Origin of the sequence: Ectopseudomonas khazarica, from assembly GCF_017915135.1 — a bacterium.
Classification (GTDB): Bacteria; Pseudomonadota; Gammaproteobacteria; order Pseudomonadales; family Pseudomonadaceae; genus Aquipseudomonas; species Aquipseudomonas khazarica.
Genome location: NZ_CP068551.1, coordinates 28,718 through 40,232 on the forward strand (window position 1 = coordinate 28,718; position 11,515 = coordinate 40,232).

The 11,515-nt window shown below is 66.9% G+C and carries 11 protein-coding genes; 9 read left to right on the top strand and 2 right to left on the bottom strand.

Translation table 11 applies throughout. From position 1 onward, the window contains the following. Positions 1-256 precede the first annotated feature (256 nt). The 5 genes from eutB to JLK41_RS00150 all read left to right on the top strand — a co-directional run bounded on the left by eutB (position 257) and on the right by JLK41_RS00150 (position 5,194). Positions 257-1,228, top strand: coding sequence for a hydroxyectoine utilization dehydratase EutB (gene eutB, locus JLK41_RS00130; protein ID WP_210390102.1), 972 nt, complete (start codon positions 257-259; stop codon positions 1,226-1,228). Positions 1,229-1,237: 9 nt separating this feature from the next. Continuing rightward, on the top strand, positions 1,238-2,215 hold the full coding sequence (eutC, locus tag JLK41_RS00135) for an ectoine utilization protein EutC (RefSeq protein WP_037052291.1): 978 nt from the start codon (positions 1,238-1,240) through the stop codon (positions 2,213-2,215). Positions 2,216-2,299: 84 nt separating this feature from the next. Further along, entirely contained in the window at positions 2,300-3,490 is a 1,191-nt protein-coding gene (gene doeA / locus JLK41_RS00140; RefSeq protein WP_210390103.1) for an ectoine hydrolase DoeA, read from the top strand. A 119-nt stretch (positions 3,491-3,609) separates the two neighbouring features. Then, the gene (doeB, locus tag JLK41_RS00145; RefSeq protein WP_210390104.1) at positions 3,610-4,611 is read left to right on the top strand and encodes a N(2)-acetyl-L-2,4-diaminobutanoate deacetylase DoeB; all 1,002 of its coding nucleotides are present in this window, start codon (positions 3,610-3,612) and stop codon (positions 4,609-4,611) included. Between the two features lie 106 nt (positions 4,612-4,717). Next, the gene (locus tag JLK41_RS00150) at positions 4,718-5,194 is read left to right on the top strand and encodes an Lrp/AsnC family transcriptional regulator (protein WP_037052284.1); all 477 of its coding nucleotides are present in this window, start codon (positions 4,718-4,720) and stop codon (positions 5,192-5,194) included. Positions 5,195-5,240: 46 nt separating this feature from the next. Here JLK41_RS00150 and choX read toward each other — a convergent pair whose 3' ends face one another. After that, on the bottom strand, positions 5,241-6,167 hold the full coding sequence (gene choX / locus JLK41_RS00155) for a choline ABC transporter substrate-binding protein (RefSeq protein ID WP_037052282.1): 927 nt from the start codon (positions 6,165-6,167) through the stop codon (positions 5,241-5,243). Between the two features lie 204 nt (positions 6,168-6,371). On the opposite strand from choX, the gene JLK41_RS00160 reads away from it, so the two are divergent. The 4 genes from JLK41_RS00160 to JLK41_RS00175 all read left to right on the top strand — a co-directional run bounded on the left by JLK41_RS00160 (position 6,372) and on the right by JLK41_RS00175 (position 10,930). Next, positions 6,372-6,938 (top strand): C40 family peptidase, encoded by a 567-nt coding sequence (locus JLK41_RS00160; protein ID WP_210390105.1) that lies wholly within the window; start codon positions 6,372-6,374, stop codon positions 6,936-6,938. Between the two features lie 144 nt (positions 6,939-7,082). Further along, on the top strand, positions 7,083-7,733 hold the full coding sequence (locus JLK41_RS00165; protein ID WP_037052277.1) for a 7-cyano-7-deazaguanine/7-aminomethyl-7-deazaguanine transporter: 651 nt from the start codon (positions 7,083-7,085) through the stop codon (positions 7,731-7,733). 231 nt (positions 7,734-7,964) lie between these two features. After that, positions 7,965-9,431: an NAD-dependent succinate-semialdehyde dehydrogenase gene (locus JLK41_RS00170; RefSeq protein ID WP_210390106.1), complete on the top strand. Its 1,467-nt coding sequence runs from the start codon at positions 7,965-7,967 to the stop codon at positions 9,429-9,431. Positions 9,432-9,553: 122 nt separating this feature from the next. Next, a complete protein-coding gene (locus JLK41_RS00175) occupies positions 9,554-10,930 on the top strand; it encodes an aspartate aminotransferase family protein (protein WP_210390107.1) in 1,377 nt (458 codons plus the stop codon). Between the two features lie 211 nt (positions 10,931-11,141). Here the strand turns inward: JLK41_RS00175 and JLK41_RS00180 are convergent, their stop codons facing one another. Next, complete coding sequence (locus JLK41_RS00180; protein WP_037052268.1) at positions 11,142-11,456, bottom strand: tetratricopeptide repeat protein; 315 nt, start codon at positions 11,454-11,456, stop codon at positions 11,142-11,144. Between the last annotated feature and the right edge of the window lie 59 nt (positions 11,457-11,515).

Below are 11,515 nucleotides of genomic sequence, written 5' to 3' on the forward strand. Positions count from 1 at the left end.
CGTACGTTTCGCGGCTGAAGCCGCTCCTGCCACCTGCCGTAGCCCGGATGAAATCCGGGAACGTAGGGTGGACGTCGCTTTTCACGTCCACCGCAACGGTGGATCGATACAGCGTGATCCACCCTACGTTTGTCGTCGTGACGACACCCTTGCGGCAATGCCTATCCGCAAGCCGAAGAAAAAATCGTCCTAGTACATTCGGTCAGTCAATTTCCCGCTCATACACTCGGCCGCACACCTTCACGGAACGTGCGCCATGCCCTCCATTGCCTTCGATGACCTGCTCCAGGCCCGCCAGCGTATCGCCGGCCTGGTGCGCCAGACGCCGCTGGAGCACTCGCCCAGCCTGAGCCGCCTGCTCGGCGTGCCGGTGTGGCTGAAGCTGGAGTCGCAGCAGGCCACCGGCAGCTTCAAGCTGCGTGGCGCGAGCAACGCGGTGGCGCAGCTGGATGCCGGGCGCAAGCGCTGCGGCGTGGTCACCGCCTCCACCGGTAACCACGGTCGCGCGCTGGCCTTTGCCGCCGCGCAGCAGGGCGTGAAGGCCATCGTCTGCCTGTCCGAGCTGGTGCCGCAGAACAAGGTGCGCGCCATCCGCGAGCTGGGCGCCGAGGTGGTGATCAGCGGCCGCAGCCAGGACGATGCCCAGCTCGAAGCGCTGCGTATCGCCCGCGAGCAGGGCGCGGCGTTCATCCCGCCGTTCGACCATCCCCATGTGATCGCCGGCCAGGGCAGCCTGGGCCTGGAGATTCTCGAGCAATGCCCGGACGTCTGCGAGGTGCTGGTGCCGCTGTCCGGCGGCGGCCTGTTCGCCGGCGTGGCGCTGGCGATCAAGGCGGCCAGCCCGGCGATTCGCGCTCACGGCATCAGCATGCGGCTGGGGGCGGCAATGCACGCCAGCCTGGAGGCCGGCGTACCGGTCGAGGTGGAGGAGCTGCCGACCCTGGCCGACTCCCTCGGCGGCGGCATCGGCCTGGACAACCGCTACACCTACGCCATCACCCGCGACCTGTGCGACCAGGTGCATCTGCTCGACGAGGCGTCCATCGCCCGCGGCATCCGCCACGCCTACCGCGAGGAGCGACTGGTGGTCGAAGGTGCGGCCGCAGTGGGCATCGCCGCGCTGCTCGACGGCCTGATTCAACCGCGAGGTCCGGTGGTGGTGGTGATCAGCGGGCGCAACATCGATATCGACCAGCACCTGCGCATCATCAATGGTGCGGAAGCCTGAGGAGTGGCCATGGCCAAGACCCTGATTCTCAACCAGGCCGACCTGCGCGCCTGCGTCGGCCTCGACAGCGCCAGCCTGGCGGTGGTGGAGAACGCCTTCCGCCTGCTCGCCACCGCTGCCGTGGCCATGCCGCCGATCCTGCGTCTGGACGTCCCCGAGCACAACGGCGAGGTGGACGTGAAGACCGCCTACCTGCCGGGCGTTGCGCACTTCGCCATCAAGGTCAGCCCCGGGTTCTTCGACAACCCCAAGCTTGGCCTGCCCAGCCTCAACGGTCTGATGATGCTGTTTTCCGCGCAGACCGGCCTGGCCGACGCCCTGCTGCTGGACAACGGCTACCTCACCGCCGTGCGCACCGCGGCTGCCGGCGCCGTCGCGGCCCGCTGGCTGGCGCGCGAGGACGCCGGGGTGGTCGCCATTCTCGGCGCCGGCGAGCAGGCGCGCTTGCAGTTGCAGGCGCTGCGCCTGGTGCGCGAAGTACGCGAGGTGCGTATCTGGGCACGCGACCCGGCCAAGGCCCGCGCCATGGCTGCCGAGCTGGAGGATGCCCGCGCCGTGGACAGCGTCGACGCCGCGCTGGAGGGCGCCGATATCGCCGTCAGCACCACACCCAGCCGTGAACCGCTGATCCAGCCACGGCACCTGCGCCCCGGCCTGCACATCACCGCCATGGGCTCGGACGCCGAACACAAGAACGAGATCGCCCCGGCCGTGCTGGCGCAGGTCGACGCCTATGTCGCCGACCGCCTGAGCCAGACCCGCGTGCTCGGCGAGCTCAACCACGCCATCGCCGCAGGCCTGGTGGCTGCCGATGCCGACTTCGCCGAACTGGGCCAGGTGATCGCCGGCCAGCGGCCCGGGCGCAGCGCAGATGAGCAGATCACCCTGTGCGACCTGACCGGCACCGGCGCCCAGGACACCGCCATCGCCAGCCTGGCCTATCAGCGTGCGCGGCAGGCCGGCAAAGGCCTCAACTTCGATTCATGACCCTGTGAGAGGAGCTTCGTCGCGGCGCAAACGGAACGTCGCCCGGCCCCTCTCACAGTCCCACAAAAACACGGGGATTCATCCATGTCCGAAATCGTCGTCAACCTCCCCTTCAGCCGGGAGGAATATGCCCAGCGCCTGGCCAAGACCCGCAGCGCCATGCAGGCCAGGGGCATCGAACTGCTGATCGTCAGCGACCCGTCCAACATGGCCTGGCTCACCGGCTATGACGGCTGGTCGTTCTACGTGCACCAGTGCGTGCTGCTGGCGCTCGACGGCGAGCCGGTCTGGTATGGCCGTGGCCAGGATGCCAATGGCGCCAAGCGCACGGTGTTCATGGAACAGGGCAATATCGTCGGCTACCCCGATCACTACGTGCAGTCCACCGAGCGCCACCCGATGGACTACCTGTCCCTTGAGGTCATCGCCGCACGTGGCTGGGACAAGCTCAGCATTGGCGTGGAGCTGGACAACTACTACTTCAGCGCCGCCGCCTACGCTTCGCTACAACGCAATCTGCCCAACGCACGCTTCGTCGACTGCACCGCGCTGGTCAACTGGCAGCGGGCGATCAAGTCGCCGACCGAGATCGGCTACATGCGCATCGCGGCGAAGATCGTCGAGAAGATGCATGCGGCGATCTTCGACAAGATCGAGCCCGGCCTGCGCAAGAACGAGCTGGTCGCCGAGATCTACCGCACCGGCATCCTCGGTGCCGACGGCCATGGCGGCGACTACCCGGCCATCGTGCCGCTGCTGCCCACCGGGGCGGACGCCAGCGCGCCGCACCTGACCTGGGACGATTCGCCGATGCGCAGCGGCGCCGGCACCTTCTTCGAGATCGCCGGTTGCTACAAGCGCTACCACTGCCCGCTGTCGCGCACCATCTACCTGGGCAAGCCGCCGCAGCATTTCCTCGATGGCGAGAAGGCGGTGGTCGAGGGCATCGCCGCCGGCCTGGAGGCGGCCAGGCCGGGCAACACCACCGGCGACATCGCCCGTGCCTTCTTCAAGGTGCTGGAGAAGTTCGGCATCCACAAGGACAGCCGCTGCGGCTATCCCATCGGTATCAGTTATCCGCCGGACTGGGGCGAACGCACCATGAGCCTGCGTCCGAGCGACGAGAGCGTATTGCAGCCGGGGATGACCTTCCACTTCATGCCCGGCCTGTGGCTGGACGACTGGGGCCTGGAAATCACCGAATCGATCCTGATCACCGAACGCGGCGTGGAAACCCTCTGCGATGTGCCGCGCCAGCTGTTCGTGAAGGATTGATTGCCCTCGGTCGCAGGAGCCGGCTTGCCGGCGATCCGCATCAACAGCTTGTCGCTGGCAAGCCAGCTCCTACGAAAAGCGACGCCACAGAGACATACATTCATGCCGGGCTTTGCATCATGACCCCACTGCGCGACAACCCCATCAGCCCCACGCTCGACTTCGAGCGTGACGGCGTGCAACACGGCTATCTCAAGCTGCCCTATTCCCGTGACGATTCGGCCTGGGGCGCGGTGATGATCCCGGTGACCGTGGTGAAGAACGGCAGCGGCCCCACCGCGCTGCTCACCGGCGGCAACCACGGCGACGAGTACGAAGGCCCGCTGGCGCTGAGCAAGCTGGCCCAGCGCCTGCGCGCCGAGGACGTCACCGGCCGGGTGATCATCGTGCCGTTCATGAATACCCCGGCGGTGCAGGCCGGCAGCCGTACCTCGCCGATCGACAAGGGCAACCTCAACCGCAGTTTCCCCGGCAAGCCGGATGGCACGGTGACGCAGAAGATCGCCGACTACTTCCAGCGCACGTTGCTGCCCATGGCCGACGTGGTGCTGGACATCCATTCCGGTGGCAAGACCCTGGACTTCCTGCCCTTCGCCGCCTGCCACGTGCTCCCGGACCAGGCCCAGGACGCGGCCTGCGCCGCCGGCATGCGCGCCTTCGCCGCGCCCTACTGCATGCGCATGCTGGAGCTGGATGCGGTGGGCATGTACGACACCGCCGCCGAGGAGCAGGGCAAGGTGTTCGTCACCACCGAGCTGGGTGGCGGCGGCAGCAGCACGGCGAAGAGCCTGGCCATCGCCGAGCGCGGCGTGCGCAATCTGCTGATCCATTTCGGCCTGCTGCAGGGCGAGATCGAGGCCGGCGAGTCGGTGATGCTCGACATGCCCGATGGCGACTGTTTCGTCGCCAGCGAGGACGACGGCCTGCTGGAGATGTGCCGCGATCTGGGCGACAGGGTGGAGAAGGGCGAGGTGATCGCGCGCTTGCACAGCCTGCGGCGCACCGGCGCGCCCGCCAGCGAGTACCGTGCCCGGCGCAGCGGCCTGCTCGCCGCCCGGCATTTCCCGGGGCTGGTGCAGTGTGGTGATACCCTCGCGGTCATCGCCGAGGTGGTGGGCTAGCCTGTCGCGGCTAAAGCCCCTCCCACAGACTTACGGATCGTGGGAGGGGCTTTAGCCGCGACCGGGGGCCATACACCCCATGAACGCTCAATCGACCGAGGCACCGATGCACAAGCTCGACCGCTATGACCTGAAGATCCTGCGCATCCTCGCCGAGGACGGGCGGATCACCAAGTCGGCCCTGGCCGAGGCGATCAACCTCTCGGTGACCCCGGCCTGGGAACGGGTGCGCAAGCTGGAAAGCGCCGGACTGATCAAGGGTTACCGCGCGCTGATCGACTGGGCGGCGCTGTTCCGCAGCCAGCAGGTGCTGGTGGAAATCACCCTGGCCCGGCATACCGCGCAGGACATGCGCCGCTTCGAGCAGCGCCTGAGCGAGGCGCCGGAGGTGGGCTTCTGCTACGCCACCGGCGGCGGCGTCGACTACATCGCCATGATCCGCGCCCGTGACATCGACCACTACCAGCGTTTCATCGACCAGCTGCTGCTGGAAGACCTCGGCATCGAGCGCTACTTCACCTACATCGTCACCAAGACCATCAAGGCGGACGCGTCGGGTGCGCCCGCCGAACTGGACGACTGACGTACGCCAGGCCTGAGATGTCGGGCATCTGCAGGCTGACGTGGCATCAGAGCCTGGCCTTCACCGCGGCCAGGCCGTCAGCGCCGTCGCGGGTGGTCACGCCGTCCAGCCAGCGCTCCAGCACCTGCGGGTTGGCCTTGATCCAGGTGCTGATCGCCGTGGCGTTGGCCACCTTGCGGTTGAGCACCTCATCCATGATGGTGTTTTCCATCTCCTGGGTGAAGGTCAGGTTGCTCAGCAGCCTGCCGACGTTCGGGCACTCGGCGACATAGCCCTTGCGCGCCAGGGTGTTGACCGAGCCGGTGCTGCCGAAGAATTTCTCGCCGCCCTTGAGGTACTGCATGTCGAACTGCACGTTCATCGGGTGCGGTGTCCAGCCGAGGAACACCACGAACTCGTCGCGTTTTACCGCGCGGCCGACCTGCACCAGCATCGCCTGTTCGCTGGACTCCACCAGCTTCCAGTCGCCGAGGCCGAACTCGTTGCCCTCGATCATCTGGCGGATGTAGTCGTTGGCCGGCGAGCCGGAGCCGATGCCATAGATCTTCCGGTCGAAGCGCTCGGCGAAGCGCTTCAGGTCGCTGAAGTCCTTCACCCCTGCGGCGTAGGTGTAGGTGGGCACGGCCAGGGTGTACTCGGTGCCGCCGAGGTTCTCCACCACCTTGTCCACCTGGCCGCTCTCCACGTAGCGCGCATAGTCGTGCTGGCCTGCCGGCATCCAGTTGCCGAGGAACACATCCACCTGGCCCTTCTGCAGCCCGGCGAAGATGATCGGTACGGCCAGGGTGCGGGTCTGTGCCTTGTAGCCGAGGCCGTCGAGCAGCAGGCTGGCGATGCCGTTGGTCACGGCGATGTCGCTCCAGCCCGGATCGGCGAGGGTGACTGCGCTGCAGCTGGCGCTGTCGGTCTGTGCCTGGGCGCCAAGGCTGACGGCCAGCAGCGAGGCGGCGAACAGGGTGGTTCTCAGGTTCATGCACGAGTCCTTTGCAGTGGTGGGCAGCCGGGTGACCTTAACGGTCGAGCGGGTGCGGCTCAACAGTCGGGGCACAAATGGCGGTGATCGGTCACGAATGTGCAGCTTCAGGCCGGGAACCGTTCGTCGCTTGACGAGGCCGGCAGTGAACCCGGTGAGCTTTTCGATGGTCCGTCTCCGGGACGGGCGGGAAGCCCGTTTTCTATGCAATGCCTTGATTCGGAGGGGGTTCCGTTCGCTGGCCAGTCACCAGGATCACTGGGTTTGAACAAGTTTTTCACGTCACTTTGCCTGGGAGGCGCTCTTTTACTGGGAATTTGTACCCAAGCCTCCGCCACCTTCCGTATCCAGACCATTCCCGCCACCGCGCCAGCGGCCGAGCCGGCCCCGGCCCGCGAGGTGATCGACCGCGCCCTGGGCGCCCTGGGCATACCCTATCGCTGGGGCGGCACCAGCCCCCGGCAGGGCTTCGATTGCAGCGGCCTGGTGCAGTACGCCTTCAAGACCCAGAGCGACCTCGACCTGCCACGCACCTCTCGCGCCCTGTCACGCCTGGACGCGCCTTCGGTGAAGCGCAGTGACCTGCAGCCGGGCGATCTGCTGTTCTTCCGTATCCGTAGCCGCTCTGTGGACCACGTGGCCATCTACCTGGGCGACGGCCGCTTCATCCATGCCCCGCGACGTGGCAGCAACGTGCGCATCGATCACCTCAGCAACGCCTATTGGCAGCGTCATTTCCAGCTGGCCAAGCGAGTCGTGCCGGAAGTCTGAACAATCGAGCGGATCAACGGCGCGGGAGCGTTCGGGCAAAACCTATCCCGCGAGTCAACAACGCGCTAGAATGCGCGCCGCTCGTGGCCATGTCGGCTGCGGCAGTGGGTTCCCTCACCCCACTTCACGAAAAAGGACATCGACATGACCCTGATTCCCGCGTCGGTCAGTCGGCCCGTGCTGGCCGGCCTGATCGCCTTCCACATCCTCATCATCATCGCCAGCAACTACCTGGTGCAGCTGCCGATCACTCTGTTCGGCTGGCATACCACCTGGGGTGCGTTCAGCTTCCCGTTCATCTTCCTCGCCACCGACCTCACCGTGCGCCTGATCGGCAAGCATGCTGCGCGCGTGGTCATCGCCCGCGTGATGCTGCCGGCGCTGCTCGCTTCCTATGTGGTCTCGGTGCTGTTCCACGAGGGGGCCTTCGGCGGCCTGGCAACGCTGGGCGAGTTCAACCTGTTCGTCTTCCGCATCGCCGTGGCCAGCTTCCTCGCCTATGCCTTCGGCCAGTTGCTGGACATTCAGGTGTTCGACCGCCTGCGCAGGATGCGTCAGTGGTGGGTGGCGCCCACCGCCTCGACCATCTTCGGCAATCTGCTGGACACCTTCCTGTTCTTCTCGGTGGCCTTCTGGCACAGCGACGATCCGTTCATGGCGGCCAACTGGGTGGAAATCGCCACGGTGGACTACGTGATCAAGCTGGCCATCAGCCTGATGCTGTTCGTGCCGCTGTACGGCATGCTGCTCAGCGCCATCGTGCGTGCCCTGCCGCAACGTACTGCCACGGCGTGAAGCACGCTCGCCGCTAAAGCGCCTCCCACGGTGGCCGGTGGCGAGTGTGTGTGAGGGACTTTAGCCGCGATTGTCTGAGTGCCGCTGCCGAGGCGCGGCGGGGCCTCAGAAATCTTCTGTTCGCCGCGCTCCTTCAGAAAAAACTGTGGTAGCGCCTGGCCGGCTTGGAAAAAACACCAAGCCGCCCTTCCCTAGCATGTCTCCCATGCCCATCGGCCCGGAGACATCGCCATGCCCCTCGACCACCCCCTGCTGTTCAAGTCGCTCTGCTATGTCGACGGTCACTGGGTACACAGTGACGACGGCGCCAGCGTCGCGGTGCAGAACCCGGCCGACCAGAGCCTGATCGGCCATGTACCGATGCTCAGCGCGCAGCAGATCGGCAGCGCCGTGGATGCCGCCCAGCGTGCCTTCAGCGCCTGGCGCGAGCAGGGCCTGGACGCCCGCGCGGCATTGCTGCGGCGCTGGGCCGAGCTGATCCTGCAGCATCAGGAAGACCTGGCGCGTATCCTCAGTCTGGAGCAGGGCAAGCCGCTGGCCGAGGCGCGTGGCGAGATCCGCTACGCCGCCAGCTTCATCCCCTGGTTCGCCGAGGAGGCGCGCCGGCTCTACGGCCAGACCATCCCCAGTCATATCCCCGGCGCCCAGCTGGGTACGCTCAAGGAGCCGGTGGGCGTCTGCGCCCTGCTCACGCCCTGGAACTTCCCCAGCGCGATGATCACTCGCAAGGCCGCTGCTGCCCTGGCCGCCGGCTGCACCGTGGTGGTCAAACCGGCGCACGAGACGCCCTACTCCGCCTTCGCCCTGGCCCAGCTGGCCGAGGAAGCGGGCTTCCCCGCCGGTGTGTTCAACGTGGTGCTGGGTGAGCCGCAGATGGCCATGGAGACCCTGGTCAAGGATGCGCGGGTGCGTTCGGTGAGCTTCACCGGCTCGACCCGCGTCGGCAAGCTGGTGCTGCAGGCTGCCGCCGATGACGTGAAGAAGGTGGCCCTGGAGCTGGGCGGCAACGCGCCGCTGATCATCTGCGCCGATGCCGACCTCGATCACGCCGTGCAGGTGGCGCTGGACGCCAAGTTCCAGACCTCCGGGCAGGACTGCTGCGCGGCCAACCGCATCCTGGTGCAGCGCCCGGTCTACGAGGAATTCCTGCAACGCTTCGCCAGGGCCGTGCGCGACCTGCGCGTGGGGCCGGGGCATGACGAACGCAACCAGATCGGCCCGCTGATGCACCAGGCGGCGCTGGACGGCACGGCTGCGCGGGTGGCCGATGCCATCGAGCAGGGTGCACGGCTGCTGGTCGGTGGCGAGCCCCATGCGCTGGGCGGCTGGTTCTGGCAGCCGACGCTGCTGGCCGACGTCACAGGCGGCATGCGCATCTACCGCGAGGAGAACTTCGCGCCCATCGCCGGCGTGCGCGCCTTCGACAGCCTGGACGACGCCGTGGCCATGGCCAACGACACCGAGTACGGCCTGGCCGCCTACATTTGTTCCAACCGGGTGGACGTCGTCCATCCGCTGATTCGCCGCCTCGAGCATGCCATGGTCGCGGTCAACGGCAGCAAGTTCACCGGCCATCCGATCCCCTTCGGTGGCATGAAAGCCTCCGGCCTCGGCCGCGAAGGCGCTACGGAAGGCTTCGAGCCCTTCGTCGAAACCAAGTACTTCTGCATTCATCACCAGGGCCAGCGTTACCCCTGATGCACCCGGAGAGCCGCTGGGAGGGACTTCAGCCGCGCCTGACCTTGCAGGCGCTGCAAGCCCCTCCCACAAACCTGTGAATGACCTTTATCGCCACCCCAGCGAATCAGATGGAGACCGCCATGACCGACTACCAGAAGCTGTTCGAGCAGGACCGTGCCCACTTCATGCACCCCTCCACTCACGCCCATGACCATGCCAGCGGCGCGCTCAAGGGCCGCATCATCAAGGGCGCTTCGGGCATCCGCATCCAGGATCACGAGGGCCGCGAGCTGATCGATGCCTTCGCCGGCCTGTACTGCGTGAACATCGGCTATGGCCGCACCGAGGTGGCCGAGGCCATCTACAAGCAGGCCAAGGAGCTGGCCTACTACCACACCTACGTCGGCCACTCGACCGAGGCCATCATCGAGCTCTCGGCGCGCATCATCGACTGGGCGCCGCAGGGCATGAAGAAGGTCTACTACGGCATGTCCGGCTCGGACGCCAACGAGACCCAGATCAAGCTGGTGCGTTACTACAACAACGTGCTCGGGCGCCCGGCGAAGAAGAAGATCATCTCGCGCCAGCGCGGCTATCACGGCTCGGGCATCATGACCGGCAGCCTCACCGGCCTGGCCAGCTTCCACCAGCATTTCGACCTGCCGCATGCCGATATCAAGCACGCCGCCTGCCCGCACTTCTACAAGGCCCCGGCCGGCATGGACGAAGCCGCCTTCGTGCAGCACTGCGCCGAGGACCTGGAGCGCTTGATCCTGGCCGAGGGCCCGGAGACCGTGGCGGCCTTCATCGGTGAACCGGTGATGGGCACCGGCGGCATCATCGTGCCGCCCAAGGGCTACTGGCAGGCGATCCAGGCCGTGCTGGCGAAGTACGACATCCTGCTGATCGCCGACGAAGTGGTCTGCGCCTTCGGCCGCCTGGGCACGCCGATGGGCAGCCAGATGTTCGGCATGCAGCCGGACCTGATCACCACCGCCAAGGGCCTGACCAGCGCCTATGCACCGCTGTCGGCGGTGATCGTCGGCGAGAAGGTGTGGAACGTGATCGAAGAGGCCTCCAATCGCGACGGTGCCATGGGCCATGGCTGGACCTACTCCGGCCACCCGATCTGCGCCGCCGCTGCGCTGGCCAACCTGGATATCCTGGAGAAGGAAAACATCGCCGCCAACGCCGCCGATGTCGGTGCCTACCTCAACCAGCAACTGCGCCAGACCTTCGAAGGCCACCCGCTGGTGGGCGAAGTCCGTGGGGTCGGCATGCTCGCCGCGCTGGAATTCATGGCCGACCGCGAGGCGCGTACGCCCTTCGATGCCGCGCTCAAGGTCGGCCCGCGTGTCTCGGCGGCGTGCCTGGAACGCGGCATGATCGCCCGCGCCATGCCGCACGGCGACATCCTCGGCTTCGCCCCGCCGCTGGTGCTGAACAAGGCCGAGGCGGATCAGGTGGTGGGTATCGCCAAGGCGGCGGTGGACGCGGTGGCCAGCGAGGTGCTCTGAGCCGCTGCAGTGCGCAGGAGCGTGCGCTTCAGCCGCAAGCTCCCTGCCCCCGTGCCGTTGGCGACGTCAAGAGCGCGTCGCCGGAGTGCCTGGCGCAGAGCGCGCTACGGCATGCGTGGGAGGGGCTTCAGCCGCGAGCGACTGGAGGCTGTCCCCGGATTGCATCCGGGCTACGGTGGTGTGCGTCGATAGCTCGCGCTGGCCTTGTCGATCAGCGCGGCTTGTCCAGCTTGCGCAGGAACACGCTCATTTCCTTCTCGGCCTGCTTGTCGCCCTTGGCCTGGGCGGCGGCGATGCCCTGCTGCCAGGCCTGGCGCGCGGCGTCGTGCTCGCCCTGGGCCAGCAGCGCCTTGCCCAGCAGCTTCCACGCCGCCGAATAGCCCGGGTCGAACTCGACGCAGCGTTGCAGGTGTTCGGCGCCCTGCGCGGCGTCGCCGCCGTCCAGGTGCGCCTTGCCCAGGCCGAAGCGCAGCAGGGCGTTGTCCATGCCCTTGGCCAGCATCTTTTCCAGTGCCTCGGTACTCATTCGACCCTCCTTCGTTGGCCAGCCACAAGCCTCAAGCTGCAAGCCACAAGCGCTTTACG